Source organism: Gammaproteobacteria bacterium (assembly GCA_013214945.1).
GTDB lineage: Bacteria > Pseudomonadota > Gammaproteobacteria > Enterobacterales > Psychrobiaceae > Psychrobium.
Genome location: JABSRT010000006.1, coordinates 93,614 through 112,637, shown reverse-complemented (window position 1 = coordinate 112,637; position 19,024 = coordinate 93,614). Strand labels below are relative to the sequence as shown.

The following is a 19,024-nucleotide window of genomic DNA, read 5'->3' as shown; positions in this document are numbered from 1 at the left end:
GAGATTAATTCTTCTTTAGTACTCAAAAAACCAAAAAATATAAAAAAGTTCCTTAATTCTCAGTATGCTAGGCCACCTGATAAAGGATACAAATTCCGATCACAACAAAGACTCCACCGAGTCTGCGCATTGATTCTGGCGCCTGTTCACTAATCGTTTTTAAATATTGCTGCCATTGGCGCGGAATAAGTAACGGCCCCAATCCTTCTAAAATCATAAACAGCGCAAATGCCAACCAAATACTGTCAGAGATCATCTGTAATCCTCTTACTAAAAGTCAGAAACTAAAAAGCCCGGAAAAACCGGGCTTTTTTATTTAACCAACGCCAATTACTGGGCGTTTGGGTTGTTCAGATACTTAAAGAAGTCACTGTCAGGTTTAACAACCATGATATCGCTCTTCGAGTTAAACGACTTTTTATATGAATCCATTGATCTTAAGAAGCTAAAGAACTCAGGATCTTGACCGTAGCTGTCCGAATAAATCTTGGCTGCTAGCGCATCCCCCTTACCACGAAGAATTCGTGCTTTAGAATCAGCGTCAGCTAACATAATCGCAACTTTAGCATCAACGTCGGCGCGGATAATTTCAGATTGCTCTTTACCCTTTGAGCGATGCTCTTTAGCCACGGCAAAACGTTCAGCACGCATCCGTTGATAAATACTGCTACGAACCGCTTGTGGCAATTCAATTTGCTTAACCCGCATATCAACCAGTTCAATACCGATATCTTGCGCTTTAAGTGAAGCATCTCTTAACGCTTCATCCATTAATGCGCTACGCTCACCAGATACAATCTGCGAGATAGTACGAGTACCAAAAGCATTACGTAAACCATCACTTACTTTTTGCTTCAGCAAGTTTTCAGCAGCAAACTTATTACCACCACCGGTGGCTAAGTAGTAAGCTGAAAAGTCTTTAATCCGCCATTTAACATAAGAATCGACGATTAAATCTTTCTTTTCTGAAGTCACGAAGCGATCAGGTTCACCATCAAGGGTCTGAATACGTGCATCTAAAATTCTTACTTTATCGATAAAGGGAACTTTAAAGTTGATGCCCGGCTCATAAATGACCGTTACACCTGCGCTATCTTTTAACACCGCGGCAAAACGTACTTTAATCGCGCGTTGGCCTTCGTAAATAACAAAGACTGATAGGTAAGCGACAAAAGCAGCTACCGCTACAATAATTAATCCTAAACGTTTCATTGCTTAATTTCTCCCTTGACGTGTTGCGTCACGTGAAAAGCTTCGCAAATTATCATTAACCACATTAGAAGTATTACGTGGTAATGAATTAGTTATTGAGGTCGAGCGTGCTGGCGTGCCCTGCTGCGATTGCTTGATAATTTGATCCAATGGCAAATACAACATGTTATTACCACCTTCAACATCAACCATTACCTTGCTGGTATTAGCATAAACGCTTTCAATCGTTTCAAGGTAAATACGTTGGCGTGTTACTTCTTTAGCGGCTTGATATTGCGGTAATAACTGATTAAATCGCGCAGTTTCACCAGTCGCTTTCAAGATAGCTTGTTCTTTGTAAGCTTTAGCTTCTTGTTCTAGGCGGCGTACCTGACCACGTGCAAGCGGCTCAATACTCAAAGCATAAGCTTCGGCTTCACGAATAAAACGCTCTTCATCTTCTTGCGCTGCAATAGCGTCATCAAATGAACCTTTTACTTCTTCTGGCGGACGCGCTGGCAAGAAGTTAACATCAACAATTTCAAGACCCAGCTTGTACGGTTCAATCACTTTACGTAGTTCAACTTCAGTTTTCTGACGGACCACTTCGCGGCCTGTTGTTAGCAAATCATCCATTGTTGTATGACCAACCACATAACGTAATGCACTGTCCATCGCTTGGCTAATTGAGTTAGCTGGATTAACCACACTAAACAAGAACTGCTCAGGATCGACAACCCGATACTGAACGTCCATTTCTACGCGTACTACGTTTTCATCTTTGGTTAACATAAAACCCGCTGATGAGAATGAACGAATAGTGCGGATATCAACCGGAATAACGGTATCAATGAAGGTACGTTTCCAATGCAAGCCCGGTTCAACTGACTCATGAGCCTGACCAAACTGCAACACAAAACCACGCTCGGCTTCTTTAATGGTGTAAAAACCACTAACAACCCAAATTGCAACACCAATAACCCCTAATAGTGCGATGCCTGGCCCCGAAATGCTGCCACCACCAGTGCCACCAGACTTACCGCCTGATTTGCCACCTAATAAGCCACTAAATTTTTTGCTTAGGTTATTAATTACCTCATCAAGATCTGGTGGTCCCTGATCTTTACCACCTTTATTTCCACCCCAAGGATCTTTATCCTTATTTCCAGGCTCATTCCAGGCCATAACAACTCCAGTATTATCATTAAAAATTAGGTAATCATTTGATGTTTTCAAATAATTACCAGAATAGGTTTATTTTCGATGTTTAACCACAAATATATTGGGTTAGTTCACCATCGCTCTTTTTTAGTAATTTGTGCCAATCAATAATCGGCAATCTTATCGTCACTAGCGTATTGCCTAGTTCATCGTACTGCTCAGTTTGCACGCATTCAAACTTATACAACAAGCCTTTAACCCGACCTTGCGCATGAAGCGGTAAACTCAACTGATGAGTAACAATTTGCCCCGACAATAGTTCCGTTAATGCCTGAGTTAATAATTCACAGCCATCTCCTGTGCGTGCGGACAACCAAACATGTGTTGGCTTTCCCTCATCGTCACGGTCTATTCTCGGTGCCAAGTCCCCTTCTAAACTATCAAGCTTATTACAGACCATCAACTGTGGTATATCGTCGGCTTCAATATGTTCAAGTACTTGGGTAACTTGTTCTATATTATCTGTTTTACGCGGATCGGCAACATCTATCACATGAAGTAATAAATTAGCTTGTTGCGTTTCTTGTAATGTTGCCTGAAATGCAGCGACTAAATCGTGCGGCAAATGTCGAATAAAGCCAACGGTGTCAGCTAAAATAACTTCGCCAACATCGGCAATATCAATTTTTCGCAAGGTCGGATCTAGCGTTGCAAACAACTGATCTGCAACATAAACATTAGCATTAGTGATTTGATTAAACAGGGTCGACTTGCCCGCATTGGTGTAACCAACCAGTGACACAGTCGGCACCTCGGCACGGCTACGCGCACGGCGACCTTGGTCACGTTGTTTTGAGACTTTAGCTAAGCGCGCTTGAATGTTTTTTATGCGAGCGCGTAACAATCTACGGTCAGTTTCAAGTTGAGTTTCGCCAGGTCCACGCAAACCAATCCCGCCTTTTTGTCGCTCAAGGTGAGTCCAGCCACGAATAAGGCGCGTGGAAATGTGCCGCAATTGCGCCAACTCGACCTGTAATTTACCTTCAAATGTGCGTGCACGCTGGGCAAATATATCAAGAATCAGAGCAGTACGATCTAATACCCGACACTGACACAGTTGCTCGAGATTTCGCTCTTGCGACGGTGTTAACGGGTGATTAAAAATGACGACATTAGCATTTAACAACTTAACCGCATCGGCGATCTCTTGTGCTTTACCTGTGCCAACAAAGTATCTAGCTTTCGCTGAATTACGGGTACCAGTAATCTTGCCGCAGGTTTTAACGCCTGCAGAAGATACCAGTAATTCAAGCTCTTCTAAATCTTCGCGATCACTTTCTGACGAAAAGTCTATGTGGACAAGTATGGCGAGTTCGCCGGCCTCATAACGATCAAACAAAAATCAATCCTTAAGCTTCTTTAGTGCTTTCGTTTTCTTCAGTATGGGCATGGTGTGCCGTAAATGGTCGAGCTGGCACTACCGTTGATATGGCATGCTTATAGACCATTTGACTAACGGTATTACGCAGTAAAATGACAAATTGGTCGAACGATTCAATTTGACCTTGTAATTTAATTCCATTAACTAGATAAATTGCTACTGGCACTCGTTCACGACGAAGTGCATTTAAAAATGGGTCTTGCAATGATTGCCCCTTAGCCATAATTCTTCCTTTCCTTTAAACGTATATATCTGATTATTATTTTTAATAAACTAGTCTTAAATTAGTTAATTTCAATCCCAATAGCTAACTAGTTAACAATGAATTTAATTTTTTCAATATTTTGCGTGATTGTCATTTGCGCATTCGGCGCTAACGGCGTTTGCAATCGATGTAGCTTATCCCATCCTCTGAGCCAAGTCATCTGACGTTTGGCTAATTGACGCGTTGCAACAACACCACGAAAGACCATTTCTTGATGATCTGTCTTGCCGGCAAGATAATCCCACATCTGACGATAACCAACACAACGAATTGCTGGTAAATCAGGATGCAAATCATCGCGCTGGTATAATTTTCTTACTTCCTGTTCAAACCCTTGCTCAATCATTTGTTCAAATCGTTGTTCGATTCGCTGATGCAAGGTGCTGCGCTCGTCTGGATAAATAGCGAATTGATAAACATCAAAAGGCAAATCCTTATCGATAACAGTACTTAATTCGGTCATCGTTTTACCGGCAATCCGATAAACTTCCAACGCCCGCGATATGCGCTGCGGGTCATTAGGATGAATTCGTGCCCCTGACACAGGATCAACCTCAACTAATTGCTCGTGCAATGACGCCCAACCATTTAACTTAGCCTCGGCTTCAATCGCTTGGCGAATAACAGGGTCGGCTGCAGGCAAAGGCGACAAACCATCGATTAATGACTTAAAGTACAACATAGTACCGCCAACAAGCAACGGTATTTTACCGCGTTTGGCTATCTCTGCCATCGCGGCTAACGCATCGCGGCGAAAATCAGCGGTTGAATAAGCCTGAGCCGGATCTAATATATCAATTAACAAATGAGGAGCGCGTGCCAATTCTGCGGCATTTGGCTTAGCTGTGCCAATATCCATGCCGCGATATACCAAGGCAGAATCGACCGAGATAATTTCACAGTTAAACTGCTCGCACAAACGGATCGCCAGCTCGGTTTTACCACAGGCGGTTGGCCCCATAAGGAAAATGGCTTTGGGTAAAGATTTATCTGTCACGCGATCTACTCTAAAAAGTTAACAAAGTGTCAGCCAAACAAGCGGTATTATTAACGACTATTGTGGTTTAAAACCAGAAATTGCCGCCGTAAAATCTACTGGCTTAACTAACATTTCAAATTTTTCTACTAGCTGTTCTGAATAATTTTCAGCCTTAGCAACAAGTTCTACTGCGCTAGTCATCGAATAATCGACTACAACAAACTGCGCTAGCCAATGACAAATAACCTGTTGCAAGGCGTTATCACTGTCTGACAGTTGCGACTGACTCGCTAATAGCTGCAATAACTGTGGTATCACATTTGCAATATCTTGTTCTCTAAGAAACGCTGGTAGCTGCTTAACAATTATCTTGGGGCTGCGCACGCTAATTTCAATGCCTAAGCGGCGAAATAATCGCTCATGAGTCGTTAGTTGGTCAATTAACGTGCCATCGACAGAAATTGCTATTGGTAACAATAATGGTTGAGCGATAAAGCCCTGCGCCCAACGATTGCTCAGTTCTAATTCATTCACTAAAACAGCTAATAACTCGAGCGACAATAATTCAATGCACGAATCACGCTTAATCAACAAATAGCGATCATCAATTAAACTCACTAATTGCCCAAACAATTGAGAGGTTGCACCCTCACTGGCATTCATTGATTTAGTCGCTGCGCCATCGTAGGTATTAGTAAAATGAGGCGTCGTAATTAAGCTTTGATAAGTTTTAGCCGCCACGTCAAGGTTGGCGCCGCTTTGATGGCCGCCCCCTGCTGCTGATTGCCGAGACTCGTAATGACCAGCGTTCGGACTGGCAACGGTACCCGGATGATACTCAGTATCGGGACGACCATAGCCATGCTCAGCCGCCGCAGGTACTGCTGTTGGCGCAACAACATTAGCCGGTAGATCTGCCGCTGTTAAACTTTGCATTAGGCCGGAGTTTAAGACCTGATAAATAAGATCATGGACCAACCGTGCCTGATGAAATCGCACTTCGTGTTTAGCGGGGTGCACATTGACATCGACCTGACTCGGCGCAATCTCAATGTAAATAATATAGCTAGGCACTACCCCTTCAGGCAACCAGTCTTGATACGCTTGACGAATTGCATGATTAATTAATTTATCCCGCATCATCCGGCCATTGACATAACAATATTGATTATCGTTATAGCTTTTACAGCCTTGGGGTAATACCAGCCAGCCGCTGATCTGGATGTCGTTATGATCGCTGTTAATTGCGACGGCATGGTCGATAAACCCCTTACCACACAAACTACTTACTCGGCGTTCTTGCTGAGGTGTCGTGGTGGCAATGGCTAAGTTACGCAAGATCTTACCGTTATGCTTTAGCGTGAAAGCGATATTGAAATGGCTTAGCGAAAAACGTTTAACCAATTCATCAATATGGGTAAATTCTGTTTTTTCGGTCCGTAAAAAACGTCGCCGGGCCGGTGTATTAAAAAACATATCGGCCACCGCTACGGTGGTGCCTTGAGGATGCGATGCCGGAATAATTTCAACCGCCATATCACGCCCTTGAGCATAGGCTTGCCACGCTTCGGGCTGCTCTTTAGTTTTAGAGGTGAACGTTAAACGGCAGACTGAGCTGATACTGGCCAAAGCTTCGCCACGAAACCCAAGCGAGTCAATTGCTTCGAGATCGTCCAGCGTCGAAATTTTACTGGTGGCGTGACGTGACAGCGCTAACCCAAGCTGCTCCTTAACCACGCCACAGCCATTATCACGAATGCTAATTAGCTTGGCGCCGCCCTGTTCAATTTCAATCAGAATTTGGGTTGCGCCTGCGTCAATCGCATTTTCGACCAGCTCTTTAACCACTGAAGCTGGGCGCTCTACTACTTCTCCGGCAGCAATTTGGTTAGCCAAACGCGGGGATAATATTTCAATTGCCATAATTAACTCTGAGGGATCGCTAAAACTTGACCAATACGCAGTGTATCACTGCGTAATGCATTATATTTCTTTAAGCTAGCCACACTGATTCGATAGCGCTGAGCGAGCAGCGACAGCGATTCACCGCTTGATACTTTATGCGTTTTACTGCGCAACTTGGCATACAAAGAACCATTAGGCGGGTTCTTTTTAAAGTAATCATTAATCGAATTAAACATCGCATTGGCCAGCTTGATTCGATGCTGCTTATTATACAAACGGCGTTCGTCTTTTGGATTAGACACAAAGCCTGTTTCAACCATTATGGATGGAAAATCTGGTGATTTTAACACCGCTAAACTGGCTAAAATAACCTTATCTCGGTGTAAGTGAGTAACTCGTTTTAAGCGCGACAAAATAGCATTGCCAATTTCAAAACTTTCTTCCATCGAATTGTCCATTTGCATGTCAATTAACGCACGGGCAAAATATTTTTCATTCTCGTTTGATTCAATGATCTCACCAACGCCGCCGAGCAATTCAGAATAACTTTCGTTGTTTTCTAAAATACGACCAATTTCACTATCAGCTCGCCTCATCGACAGCACCAACACTGAGGCTCCTTGCGGTCGCGAGGAAGTGAACGCATCAGCATGAATCGATATTAACAAATCTGTTTTGGCTTTACGGGCAATTTCAGAGCGACGGTTTAGACCAACATAATAGTCACCACTACGTGTCATTATCGCTTTTAAACCACGAGTATTATTGATTTTTTGGGCCAATAATTTTGCAATGCCCAACGTGATACTTTTTTCATAACGACCACTAGCACCGATGGAACCCGGATCTTCACCACCATGACCAGCGTCAATCGCAATCACAATATCGCGGTTAAGCGAGCTTGGTTTATTTGTTGTTTTAACGACAGTATTAACACGTTGTTTGTTGTTAATACCGTTTCTGTTTTTGTTTTTGTTAAAATCAACGACTAATCGATCGCCGTAGGGTCCAGTAGGTGTTAGTGAAAATATTTGCGGCTTGAGCGATTCTTTTAGTTCAATAACAATCCGCAACATGCCTTTTTTCGGCGCTTTGCTAGTACGTATTTTTTTGACTAAATTACCAGAGAATTTTAGTTTGGCTAATTTGGCCGTCAGTTTGGAAGATTTAAAGTCGATCACTAAGCGATGCGGATTGGTTAGGCTAAAATAGCTAAAGTCGGCTGGCTTGGTTAAATCAAACACAATCCGATACTTTTCTGGTGATGGCCACACCCGAACATCTTGTAATTTATTGCCAGCCCAAACTTTTGTCGTTAATAAAATACTCAACAATAGCCCGGTTATAAAAAATCTCAGCTTCACTATTTAACCCTTATTTAGATGGTTGCCAAAATTTTCTGACCAATCTCAGTGTCAGCATTACAATAAGCAATGCGTTGCTCTCCAACATATTTTAACGTAATTGCTATATCAGCCTCAGGCAGCATACCAAAACCACGCTCGGGCCATTCAATTAAACACAAACTATCGTCATTAAAATAATCTCTAATGCCCATAAACTCTAGCTCTTCGGGATCGCCGACCCGATATAAATCAAAATGATAAACCTGCCACGACGCCAATTCATACGGTTCAACCAAGGCGTAGGTTGGACTTTTAACCTTGCCAACATGGCCAAGTGCCTGGATAAAACCACGACTTAAGGTCGTTTTTCCAGCCCCAAGATCGCCATGAAGATAAATAGTTGTGGCGATTGTACAAGCTAAAGCTAGTTTTCTGCCTAACTCAACTGTTTGTTCTTCATCAGATAAATGAAACTCTAAACATGATTGTGTTCGCTTAGAGGAATTATTTTCAATTTGGTTCATCAGGTTTATATTATTTTCAGAGTAATTGAGCTAAATTATAACAGAGTTTACTCGCTGAGATAGTTGCCAATATACGATTGTTAATTGCTCGGTATTAATCAGCGAAATAAAGGAGTTTTTTATGTCGATTTCGCCACCACGTTCGCCTTGCGTTGCCCTGTGTAAACTCGATCACAATGAGATTTGCATGGGTTGCTACCGCAGTATTGGCGAAATCATCGGATGGAAAGACTGCACCGAGCAGCAACAACAACAAATCATTGAACGAGTCTTTACCCAACGCCAACTCGCCGAAAAAAACAGCGATTATTAAGTTTTATAGCCGTCCAACGATCTCGAGAAATGAATCCAAATACGAACCAACCCATCTTGATTAATGACGCCAGCAATGAAAAACCTCGCCTTATACTATTGTTTAATAATCAGCCCAATATTCCGATGTAAAACTACAAATATAGCCAAAGGGCTAGTAATCATCTATGATATAGCCAAATTTGATAAATAATATTTAGTGGCTAACGTTTAATAACGATTAGCTAATATTTAGTAACTAATAGCTAACGTTAATACCTAGGGGCGATATGCAAAAAAATAATATCATCGATGAACTCGATAAAAAAATCTTGCTGACGCTAACTAAAAATGCCCGAATGCCTTACGCCGAACTGGCCAAGCTGTTCGCGGTCAGCCCTGCGACCATCCATGTCCGGGTCGAGAAAATGAAACAGGCTGGCATTATTACCCGCACCGTGATTGAGCTCAATCCAAAAAAACTCGGCTACGACGTCTGCTGTTTTATCGGGATTAATTTACGTAGTGCTAAAGACTACACCCCTGCGCTTAGGCAATTAGAAGAAATAGACGAAGTATTAGAGGCCTACTACACCACTGGCCACTATAATATCTTTGTTAAAATATTGACCCGTTCAATCGATCACTTGCAACAGGTATTGGTTAATAAAATTCAAGCCATTGATGAAATTCAATCAACCGAAACGCTAATTTCGCTTGATAATCCGATTAAAAGAGACATCACTCCTTAAAGCTCCAGTCACTATTTCAGTTAAATGACCAGCGAACTAATTTAATCTCTGACCCAAGGTTAAATTAGTTCTCATTAATCACTAAATCTGCATTGCCGTTTCTGCAATGCGCTGCTAGCCTAAGACAAGTGCAATTTAACAAGGAAGAATTTTGTCGAGTCGATTTTTTATTTTGGGCCTTTTTTTAGTTTCACAGTATGGCAATGCATTGTCCCTACCCAAACTAGATCAATATGCCCAACAGCGTGAGTTATTTACCTTAGCCTCTTTAGATATTGAACAAAACCGAAACAGCGATGCCGATCGAAAAATCGCGCGGTTAAAAGATTATCCATTATTACCTTATCTTCAATTTAAGCGTTTAGCTTCCGGGTTAGCACAGCAACCCTTAGTCGATATCAATCAATTTATCTACCGCTATACCGACCTGCCTTTGGCACGTAAGTTACGACTTAAAGCACTAAAAGCAAAAGCAAAAAAACGGCGCTGGTCAGACGTGATTGAGCTATATCACCCAGATGATTTAATCACTTATAAATGTTACTACCTCCAGGCTAAATATCACCAAGGTGAGCAACAACAAGTGTTAGCCCAAATTAAAGATATTTGGCTAACCGGGCATTCTTTGCCCAATGCATGCGATCCGTTATTGGCATATTGGCAAGAGGCAGGTTATAAAACTGATTCGTTAATCTTGCAACGAATTACCCTAACATTAGCCAATCGTAAACTCGCACTGGCCAAATATTTTGCTAAGTCATTATCGCCGCCAGCAAAAAAAGAGTTTAACTACTGGCTTAAACTTTATAACAACGCACAGGCTTTATCACAAACTCACTACTGGGATAAAACCGGTGACTTTGCCAGTTCAATGCTAAAAATTGCGATCGAGCGCCTTAGTTATCAATCACCAACACAGGCTTTGCGCTTGTGGCCGCAAATAAAAAAAGCACAACGCTTTAGTCCTGAGGTAACTGACAGCCTGTACAACAAGTTAGCACTCAGGGCTATTCACAAAAAAGTACCGCAAAAAATAGCCCTAAACTCACTGAACTGGGCGCTATTAAGCGAGTCGCAAATAAGCAGAATATTACGGGCATTGGTGAGCCAAAGCCGCTGGAAGGATATTAGGACTGTCTACCAACAATATCATCAACTCCAGAGCAAACTGGCTTGGCAATATTGGTATGGATCGTCGCTTGAAAAGCACGGTAAAACCAAAGAAGCTAATAGTGTTTATCTTACCCTAGCCAAGCAGCGTCGCTATTATGGCTTTTTAGCCAGTGATAAATTAAGCAGCCCCTACCAGTTGAATCATCAAACGCTAGCCGTTAGGCCTGAGGTTTTGGCCGCGATAAAATTGCGCCCGGCAACGATTCGAGCGCAAGAGCTATTGCGTCTTAATCGTAATATTGAAGCACGTCGTGAATGGTATTATCAACTGAAGACGCTGAGTGAATCAGAGCGTTTAGCTGCAGCGAAACTAGCCGCAGACTGGCAATGGCATAACCGCGCTATCATTAGTTTAACCATGACCAAGCAGCTTAATGATCTCGACATTCGTTTTCCACAGCCTCACCTTGAAGCCTTTGCGCACGAAGCCCAGTTTAATAACATTGTAACAAGTTGGCCATTGGCAATTTCACGACAAGAAAGTGCCTTTATGACCAACGCCCGCTCGCGGGTAGGCGCGATGGGATTAATGCAACTGATGCCAGGCACAGCAAGCCAACAAGCCAAAGATTCTGATGTCAGCTATCAAAGTAAATCACAATTATTTATTCCAGCGTTCAATATAAAACTGGGCACTGCTTATCTGACGAAAATGCTCAATAAATTTAATCATAACATTGCAGTCGCTGCGGCGGCCTACAACGCAGGCCCTCATCGAGTAAAACGTTGGTTAACCGCTGAGCTGCCGCAAGATCAATGGATTGAGACCATCCCTTTTCGAGAAACCCGAGAATATGTTAAGAACATTCTCGCCTATATTGTGATTTATCAGCGCCAGCTACAACTTCCGAGTCATTTACCGTCAAGCAAAGTCAGTCCGACGATAATGACTAAAGATAAATAGTCGTATTAGCTTTTATTGTAAATAACCTGAGTTCTGGATAAATAAGGAGCAGCTAAAGCCTGTAATTGGTTTAGGTATTTTTGTGCTTCAGGTGCCTGAGCCAAATTGATTTGCTCGGCCAAGATATCTTCTAAAATAGCCATCGTGGTTAACGGGTTGGCCAGCACAACCCGAAACACAATAATAGCTTGCTGATGATAGCGTTGCGGCGTTAGTTGAGTACGCGATACAAAAGACTTGCCATGGCCGCGCTGGGTTTTTTGCAAGTATTTGGTAAAGTCATTTAACTCCTGATTAAGCGCAGTTAAGGTAGCGTTGTCACAACAAGCAAGCACCGTCTGTAGCCATGCCGGACAATAACGATAGGTTAATATGTTCAGCACTGGCTCACTGGTTAATTCAAAATCATCTGCAGTGCAGACCAATTTCGCAAAGTTTCGTGTTTTGTTAATGCCTTCATCTATTAATAATTCATAACCACTACGGCCAAGTATTTTCAGTCCTGAATGCACTAACATCGCCATGCCTTGGCGCGAGCCTTCCAGGGTTTTACTGCCAAGATCTTTAGAGCCCTTACGAATAATATATTGCGCGTGATGCTCTATCGCACCCAGTGCCCCTGGATCTTTAAACACCACCAAGCCAGCACCCATTGGTACATATAACTGTTTGTGTGCATCAATAGTAACCGAGTCAGCGCGCTCAATTCCCTTAAGCAAGGGGCCATATTGACGCGAAAATAAAGTCGGTGCGCCCCAAGCGCCATCAACGTGAAAATGACAGTCAATTTCCGCTGCTAAATCAGCCATCAGGTCAAGTGGATCAATACTGCCAGTTTCAGTCGTACCAGCCACCCCAACTAACGCAATCACTTTAATCTTATTGTCGGCTAACTCTTGGCACCGCTGGCGTAACGCCGTCATACAAATTCTGTTATCAGAATCGGTGACCACAGAAATAATATTATTAGCGCCAAGTCCCAAGATATCTGCAGTCTTTTTCAACGAGTAATGGCCACGCTCGCTCACCAAGATTGCCGCACCACGATAGCCGTACTCTAGCAACGCGCCGACTAAACCATCGTGGTTAACCCCAGCAAAGTTTGCTGTCGCAGGAAAAGCATTGTTTCTAGCCACCCACAGCGCCGTGATATTGGCAATGGTGCCGCCAGAGCCAAAAGCACCCAACGCATAGTTTTGATCATGCATATACCGCTGATAAAAACTATCATCCCGATTGTAAACCAAGCGATGTAACATGCCGGTGACCTGGCGTTCCATTGGTGTAAATGACTTAGATGTTTCGGTTTTAACTAAATTTTGATTAAGCGCAATCATAATTTTTGATAACGGCAGCATAAAATATGGTAATGCCGAGGTCATGTGGCCAACAAAACTTGGCGCTGCGGTATGAACCGAATGCGCAACCAATTTATCAAGTAAAAATTCGGTTTGTTCCGACACAAAAATAGGCTGTTCTGGAATAGCCGAATGAGCAAAGTCTTGTTCGACCAACTCAAGATCTTTTTCGACCGCAACAATGTGCGACTTTAAAAAACCTTCAAGATTTTGCGAAATCTCTAAATCAATTTTCCCTAAGGTTGATTCTTGTGTTTCAGGCACAGTAAAAACACGATGCAAACGTTCTAAGGAAGCGCTAGCAGTGCGGTGTTTAATCGTCATAGGTAAAACCTCAGTAAAAAATAAAAACAAATCATCGGCTACAAATCCCGAGCCGCACAATTTACCATTATCAAATACCAGTTACTAGCCTGTTACGGTCGACAACTGCTGCAATCTCCTGCGATGAGCACTAATTAGACCGTTAAGTTTTATTCGTATTGGTTAAAGTGAGCGCCCGTGCTTCGAGGATGGCGCAACCATGTTCTAACAAAATGGTTTGGATCTGCCCTTGCAATAGCCAGCCTTGCGCTAACTTAATTTTAATCGGACTATTTATTTGAATCGGAGTCGACAATCCTGCTTGGGCCTTGGGGGTCAGCAACTGAACAGCGCGCGACGGTTTTATCCGCAGAGTAACTTGGTCGATCGCGGTAATTTTACCTATTTTTAAACGAATTTGACTCGCCTGCAACGCAAACACATTATTTTCCATTGATACCGCGGCGATCTCAATACTGGTGAGCAAGCAACCAAGCAAAACTATCCATTTCATTTTAACCTCCTGTTGACGATCTTTTGCAAGTAGTAACATTGGCTAAAATTTTAGTTCAAATTTTAACTTTATCCAGCGCGCTGAGCTGAAAAATTCTCAATTTTGGTCAAAATTTTATCGGGTTTATAAGCGAGTTGTTGAGTTCTTAACCAAGATAGCTGCTGTTACTCTGATTTAGACCAAAATGCTATTGACAGCGCCGACCCTAACCAATAAATTCAATGTAGTAGTAGTCCTCCCAGCCGGGGGGATTTTTTCGGTGAGGAATAAAAATGAGTCAGGGTGTCGTACTCTCAGAAGTACGTGAAAAAATTACAGCGTTAGACCAACAATTATTGACGATATTTGCTCAACGGCGTGCACTAAGCCTTAGTGTCGCTCAATCAAAAGTTGATACTGTCAAAAATGTTCGAGATACACAACGCGAAGAAGAGTTGTTAATTGACCTGATTCAACGTGGTCACAAACTTGGACTCGACGCCCATTATATAACTAACTTATTTCATGTTGTGATTGAAGATTCAGTGCTAAACCAGCAAGCATGGTTACAACAACGAGTAAATCAACAAGATGACACTCCTCATAGCCGTGTTGCTTTTCTTGGTGCTAAAGGCTCGTATAGCTACTTAGCCAGCCATCGCTACTTTTCACGCCGAGTAGAAAGTATGATTGAGGTTGGCTGCGCAACGTTCAATCAAATTATTGATACTGTTGAGTCGGGCCGCGCTGAATTTGGCGTATTACCGATTGAAAATACCAGTTCGGGCAGTATTAATGAAGTTTACGACTTATTACAACATACCAGCCTGTCAATTGTCGGTGAGCTAACCCAACCGGTTAATCACTGCTTACTGACCAGTGGCGCCACGTCAATTGACGTAATCGACACTATTTATTGCCATGCCCAACCGCACCAGCAATGCAGTCAGTATTTATTAGGTCTGAGCAATATAAAATATGAATTTTGTGATAGTTCAGCCGCGGCGATGGATAAAGTAGCACAACTAAACCAACCAAACATCAGCGCAATTGGCTCATTAGAAGGTGGCGCGTTATACGGCCTACAATCGACCAGCTCTAACATTGCCAACCAACAAGAAAACCATACCCGTTTCATTGTTGTCGCACGAAAAGCTATAGATGTTGCGATTCAAATCCCGGCCAAAACCACCTTTATTATTTCGACGGCTCAAAAGTCAGGTGCTTTAGTTGATGCACTCTTAGTGCTTAAAAGTAATGATATTAATATGACAAAGTTGGAGTCTCGTCCGATCCAGGGAAACCCGTGGGAAGAAATGTTTTACATTGACGTTACAGCCAACTTGCACAGCGTTAAGATGCAGCAAGCGTTAAAGCAACTAGATGATATAACAACACAAATAAAAGTATTGGGCTGTTACCCTTCGGAACATGTAATTCCGACCGCATTGCCTCAAGTACTCATTGACAGCAATACCCCAGTTTAATCAAAAAACCGGCCAGGACTAATGCCCTGGCCGGTTTTTTTGATCGATGCCAACGTCAAATAATTAAACGCTTCTGCTATCACTAGCCTGCATTAATAGGTTTCTCGACTCGAGCAGGAATTGCTCGGAATAATCACCAAACCAATCTGAGACTTGCTCAAAGCTAGCAATAAAGCCAGCACGATCACCAGCAAGCAATAACTTATTTGCCTGCTCAAAACGTGATAAATAACGAGATAACATCGCGCGATTTTCAGTCGATGAAAATATAATATCAGCATATAGTGCTGAGTCTTGCGCGAATAAACGCCCAACCATTGCCAATTCAAGTCGATAAATCGGTGAGCTAAAATCTAACAGCTGCTCTAAGTCAGGATTTTCAGCGGCAAGATGCTGGCCATATACAAAACTGGTAAAATGGCGCATTCCCTGAACCAAGGTCATCGCTTTATCATGTTCCGCCGGATCGGCGACAATAAGTTTTGCTCCCCAAATAGCCATTTGTTGTAATAACCATTGGTACGCTTGGTTTTCGCGGCCATCACAATAAATAATAACCTGCTTTGCCATGCTAACCACATCAGGCCCAAACATTGGATGCAGCCCCAATACAGGTCCAGCATGTGCTGCCAACATTGCATTAATTGGCTGCTGCTTGGTACTGGTTAAATCGACCAACACACAATGTTTAGGCAACTGATTAAGACTTTGAGTAATTAGCTGTTCTGTAACATTAATCGGTACTGAAACGACCACCAAACCGGCATCAGCAAATAAATTAGGCGCATTTGCCCAATCATTTTTTTCAATAATGTCAACTTGATATCCAGACAAACGGAACATTCTGACAAAAAGACTGCCTAGCTTGCCAGCACCACCAATAACCACTACTCGCCCTAAATCAGGCTTTAAGCATTTAAAACCGGTATCTTTTTCACGATGATATGATTCTCGCATTAAGCGACGCAAAATATCCTCAATCAAATCACCACCGATGCCGGCTTGTTCGGCTTCGTCACGACGCTTTGCCAACATTGATGCTTCACGATCAGGCGCATAGATCGGCACGCCAGCAGTACTTTTAACTTCACCTACTTGCGCGACCAACGCTAAGCGTTGTGCCAACAAATCGATTAGTTGGTTATCAACAACATCAATTTTATCACGCAGTTGATCAAGTGCTGCACACGACAACTCAGCCATTAAACTATCCTCTTTCATTTTATGTCAAATACAATCAGGGAATTAACAACCACTGATTTTTTTGGCACCTTGTTGCAATAATTGTTCGGTCTCTTGCCAATTAATACAGGCATCGGTCACCGACACCCCGTATTTTAGCTGCTCGCGAGGCAAAGAACTTGATTGATTGCCTTCATTAAGATGACTTTCAAGCATAATACCGACAATTGAATCATTACCACGAGATATTTGCTCAAATATATCATTAGCGACTAAGGGTTGTCGTGTATGATCTTTACTAGAATTACCATGACTGCAATCGACTACAAGTTTAGGGCTTAAACCAGCCGCTTGTATTTTATCTTCGGTGCGTCTGATATCTTCAGATTGGTAATTTGGTGCAATGCCGCCACGTAAAATAACATGGCCGTCAGGATTACCTTGGGTTTTTAATAATGCCACTTGGCCGTTACTGTTGATCCCCATAAAATGATGCGGATGACGGGCCGACTCCAATGCATTAATCGCAACTTCCAGTTTACCATCAGTGCCATTTTTAAAACCTACCGGCATCGACAAGCCACTGGCCATTTCGCGGTGGGTTTGTGACTCGGTTGTTCTTGCGCCGATCGCAGCCCAGCTAAACAGTTCAGACAAATATTGCGGGCTAATTGGATCAAGCGCCTCAGTTGCTACCGGCAAGCCTAAATCAGCCAACCACAATAACAATTCACGTCCTAAGCGTAAGCCTTTTTCAACATCAAATGAACCATCCATCGCGGGATCATTTAGCAAGCCTTTCCAACCGACGGTTGTACGTGGTTTTTCAAAATAAATCCGCATCACCAAATACATATCATCGCTCAATTCATCGTGCAGCTTTTTTAGCTTAAGTGCATACTCTTTAGCACTTTTAATATCATGAATTGAACAAGGCCCTGCGACGACTAATAAGCGTTTATCGCGGCGATGGATAATATTGGCAATAGTCTCTCGGGCCTGCAATATAAACGCTCGGCTTTGATCATTTAAAGGTAACTCCCGCTTTAGTTCATTGGGCGTTGTAAGGACGTCTTCTGACGTAATATGGATATTCTCTACTGTATTATTTGACATGACTTCAACGCTACCCTCAATTAACTATTTGCAACAAGCTTATCTGTAAGTACCCTTTTTACCACTATCGGCAACATAATACAATAATTAGATTAAGTTGATTGCCACAGCTGATTGTTTTGACAATTTATTGGACAAAGTTGGACAAAAAACAATCTGCATATAAGCTTAATAAATATGATATATATTTGGCTCCCTACCCAATGAAAAAAATGTCCTCCGCGAAAATGCTCCAAAAAATTGCTATGTACTGTGCTGGATTACTCTTTATTGCTTTTGCCGGCTGGCTTTATGCTAATCAACAAAATATCAATCATCACAGTAATATCGCCACCCAATTAAGCTTCTCTCAAGCTAATGCGGCTTTGTTACAACGCGATATAGAAAATTTACTAAAAGTTATCAATCAACAAGACGACGAGGTTTTAATCAGCTATATAGAAGATAATTCAAACAAACATAAAGAATGGCTTACCAGTCTATTAATCGGCTCTAATAACAAAGAACCACTGGCTCTTTTTGCTCGACGTTACCTGTCGGTGTTAGTACAAATACAAGTCAGCAGTGACCATGAAGCAGCGGCAAACAATCACAAATTATTACGTTTAATTGAAGATGTTACCTTGTCACAAGAGAACATAATCTATTTATCGCAACAACGCATATTGGCTAATTTATCACAACTTAATATCAGTATCGCGATGGCGAACATTATTTTACTGTGCCTAAGCATCACCTTTATAGCCACATTAGTTATTAATTATGTTGGTTTTTGTTATCAAGTTAACCTGACTAAAAAGTATCAAAGGTTATCACTGTATTTTATTGACCACCCCAGCATTTTACTAAGAATATCAACGAGCGGTCGGATAAAATATTTTAACAAAAGCGCTGAGACATTGATCAAACAGCTGCAGTTCGATAAATATAAGTTATTGCCAGAGCACTCCAGAGAATATATTAAACAAGTAGTCGCTCAGCCGGAACGAGTGGTTCAGTACCAGCACTACCTTGACGACTGCTTATTAGATTGTGACATGAGATTTTGTAAAAGTTCGCAACAAATTTTTGTCACCATAAGTCAACCAGCCGCGCAAGCAAGCCAAAATAAGCTTGTTGAATCAGCAATACCGCTAACAACTTAGCCGAACCG

The 19,024-nt window shown here is 42.3% G+C and carries 18 protein-coding genes; 5 read left to right on the top strand and 13 right to left on the bottom strand.

Going from position 1 to position 19,024, the window contains the following annotated elements; translation table 11 throughout:
- Nucleotides 1–67: 67 nt before the first annotated feature.
- From HRU23_05960 to tsaE, 9 genes are all read right to left on the bottom strand, one after another.
- Nucleotides 68–256, bottom strand: coding sequence for a DUF2065 family protein (locus HRU23_05960; protein ID NRA53671.1), 189 nt, complete (start codon nt 254–256; stop codon nt 68–70).
- A 74-nt stretch (nt 257–330) separates the two neighbouring features.
- Complete coding sequence (gene hflC, locus HRU23_05955; GenBank protein NRA53670.1) at nt 331–1,212, bottom strand: protease modulator HflC; 882 nt, start codon at nt 1,210–1,212, stop codon at nt 331–333.
- A gap of 3 nt (nt 1,213–1,215) precedes the next feature.
- Entirely contained in the window at nt 1,216–2,376 is a 1,161-nt protein-coding gene (gene hflK, locus HRU23_05950) for an FtsH protease activity modulator HflK (protein NRA53669.1), read from the bottom strand.
- 82 nt (nt 2,377–2,458) lie between these two features.
- Nucleotides 2,459–3,751 (bottom strand): GTPase HflX, encoded by a 1,293-nt coding sequence (gene hflX, locus HRU23_05945; protein NRA53668.1) that lies wholly within the window; start codon nt 3,749–3,751, stop codon nt 2,459–2,461.
- Nucleotides 3,752–3,761: 10 nt separating this feature from the next.
- Nucleotides 3,762–4,016, bottom strand: a complete 255-nt coding sequence (hfq, locus tag HRU23_05940) for an RNA chaperone Hfq (GenBank protein ID NRA53667.1) — start codon at nt 4,014–4,016, stop codon at nt 3,762–3,764.
- Between the two features lie 88 nt (nt 4,017–4,104).
- Complete coding sequence (gene miaA / locus HRU23_05935) at nt 4,105–5,055, bottom strand: tRNA (adenosine(37)-N6)-dimethylallyltransferase MiaA (protein NRA53666.1); 951 nt, start codon at nt 5,053–5,055, stop codon at nt 4,105–4,107.
- 57 nt (nt 5,056–5,112) lie between these two features.
- Entirely contained in the window at nt 5,113–6,960 is a 1,848-nt protein-coding gene (mutL, locus tag HRU23_05930) for a DNA mismatch repair endonuclease MutL (GenBank protein ID NRA53665.1), read from the bottom strand.
- Nucleotides 6,961–6,962: 2 nt separating this feature from the next.
- Nucleotides 6,963–8,309 carry an N-acetylmuramoyl-L-alanine amidase gene (locus HRU23_05925; GenBank protein ID NRA53664.1) on the bottom strand — a complete coding sequence of 449 codons (1,347 nt, stop codon included), beginning with the start codon at nt 8,307–8,309 and terminating at the stop codon, nt 6,963–6,965.
- Nucleotides 8,310–8,320: 11 nt separating this feature from the next.
- Nucleotides 8,321–8,812, bottom strand: coding sequence for a tRNA (adenosine(37)-N6)-threonylcarbamoyltransferase complex ATPase subunit type 1 TsaE (gene tsaE / locus HRU23_05920; GenBank protein ID NRA53663.1), 492 nt, complete (start codon nt 8,810–8,812; stop codon nt 8,321–8,323).
- 121 nt (nt 8,813–8,933) lie between these two features.
- On the opposite strand from tsaE, the gene HRU23_05915 reads away from it, so the two are divergent.
- From HRU23_05915 to HRU23_05905, 3 genes are all read left to right on the top strand, one after another.
- Nucleotides 8,934–9,125 (top strand): DUF1289 domain-containing protein, encoded by a 192-nt coding sequence (locus HRU23_05915; protein ID NRA53662.1) that lies wholly within the window; start codon nt 8,934–8,936, stop codon nt 9,123–9,125.
- A 268-nt stretch (nt 9,126–9,393) separates the two neighbouring features.
- The gene (asnC, locus tag HRU23_05910; GenBank protein ID NRA53661.1) at nt 9,394–9,855 is read left to right on the top strand and encodes a transcriptional regulator AsnC; all 462 of its coding nucleotides are present in this window, start codon (nt 9,394–9,396) and stop codon (nt 9,853–9,855) included.
- A 151-nt stretch (nt 9,856–10,006) separates the two neighbouring features.
- Nucleotides 10,007–11,932, top strand: a complete 1,926-nt coding sequence (locus tag HRU23_05905; GenBank protein ID NRA53660.1) for a transglycosylase SLT domain-containing protein — start codon at nt 10,007–10,009, stop codon at nt 11,930–11,932.
- 5 nt (nt 11,933–11,937) lie between these two features.
- Here HRU23_05905 and panP read toward each other — a convergent pair whose 3' ends face one another.
- Nucleotides 11,938–13,614, bottom strand: a complete 1,677-nt coding sequence (gene panP, locus HRU23_05900) for a putative pyridoxal-dependent aspartate 1-decarboxylase (protein NRA53659.1) — start codon at nt 13,612–13,614, stop codon at nt 11,938–11,940.
- Between the two features lie 142 nt (nt 13,615–13,756).
- On the bottom strand, nt 13,757–14,107 hold the full coding sequence (locus tag HRU23_05895) for a hypothetical protein (protein NRA53658.1): 351 nt from the start codon (nt 14,105–14,107) through the stop codon (nt 13,757–13,759).
- Nucleotides 14,108–14,379: 272 nt separating this feature from the next.
- On the opposite strand from HRU23_05895, the gene HRU23_05890 reads away from it, so the two are divergent.
- Nucleotides 14,380–15,573, top strand: coding sequence for a chorismate mutase (locus tag HRU23_05890; GenBank protein ID NRA53657.1), 1,194 nt, complete (start codon nt 14,380–14,382; stop codon nt 15,571–15,573).
- 63 nt (nt 15,574–15,636) lie between these two features.
- On the opposite strand, the gene tyrA is transcribed toward HRU23_05890, so the two are convergent.
- Nucleotides 15,637–16,776 carry a bifunctional chorismate mutase/prephenate dehydrogenase gene (gene tyrA / locus HRU23_05885; protein ID NRA53656.1) on the bottom strand — a complete coding sequence of 380 codons (1,140 nt, stop codon included), beginning with the start codon at nt 16,774–16,776 and terminating at the stop codon, nt 15,637–15,639.
- A gap of 42 nt (nt 16,777–16,818) precedes the next feature.
- A complete protein-coding gene (locus HRU23_05880) occupies nt 16,819–17,871 on the bottom strand; it encodes a 3-deoxy-7-phosphoheptulonate synthase (protein NRA53655.1) in 1,053 nt (350 codons plus the stop codon).
- A gap of 203 nt (nt 17,872–18,074) precedes the next feature.
- Between HRU23_05880 and HRU23_05875 the strand changes: the two genes are divergently transcribed.
- Entirely contained in the window at nt 18,075–19,016 is a 942-nt protein-coding gene (locus HRU23_05875; GenBank protein ID NRA53654.1) for a hypothetical protein, read from the top strand.
- Nucleotides 19,017–19,024 lie beyond the last annotated feature (8 nt).

Bases quoted from the DNA above. Each gene is read 5' to 3' on its own strand.
- mutL (NRA53665.1), bottom strand. From the start codon at position 6,960: ATGGCAATTGAAATATTATCCCCGCGTTTGGCTAACCAAATTGCTGCC.
- tsaE (NRA53663.1), bottom strand. From the start codon at position 8,812: ATGAACCAAATTGAAAATAATTCCTCTAAGCGAACACAATCATGTTTA.
- panP (NRA53659.1), bottom strand. From the start codon at position 13,614: ATGACGATTAAACACCGCACTGCTAGCGCTTCCTTAGAACGTTTGCAT.
- hflK (NRA53669.1), bottom strand. From the start codon at position 2,376: ATGGCCTGGAATGAGCCTGGAAATAAGGATAAAGATCCTTGGGGTGGA.
- HRU23_05875 (NRA53654.1), top strand. From the start codon at position 18,075: ATGAAAAAAATGTCCTCCGCGAAAATGCTCCAAAAAATTGCTATGTAC.
- hflC (NRA53670.1), bottom strand. From the start codon at position 1,212: ATGAAACGTTTAGGATTAATTATTGTAGCGGTAGCTGCTTTTGTCGCT.
- HRU23_05895 (NRA53658.1), bottom strand. From the start codon at position 14,107: ATGAAATGGATAGTTTTGCTTGGTTGCTTGCTCACCAGTATTGAGATC.
- asnC (NRA53661.1), top strand. From the start codon at position 9,394: ATGCAAAAAAATAATATCATCGATGAACTCGATAAAAAAATCTTGCTG.
- HRU23_05915 (NRA53662.1), top strand. From the start codon at position 8,934: ATGTCGATTTCGCCACCACGTTCGCCTTGCGTTGCCCTGTGTAAACTC.
- HRU23_05890 (NRA53657.1), top strand. From the start codon at position 14,380: ATGAGTCAGGGTGTCGTACTCTCAGAAGTACGTGAAAAAATTACAGCG.
- HRU23_05960 (NRA53671.1), bottom strand. From the start codon at position 256: ATGATCTCTGACAGTATTTGGTTGGCATTTGCGCTGTTTATGATTTTA.
- hfq (NRA53667.1), bottom strand. From the start codon at position 4,016: ATGGCTAAGGGGCAATCATTGCAAGACCCATTTTTAAATGCACTTCGT.
- tyrA (NRA53656.1), bottom strand. From the start codon at position 16,776: ATGGCTGAGTTGTCGTGTGCAGCACTTGATCAACTGCGTGATAAAATT.
- HRU23_05880 (NRA53655.1), bottom strand. From the start codon at position 17,871: ATGTCAAATAATACAGTAGAGAATATCCATATTACGTCAGAAGACGTC.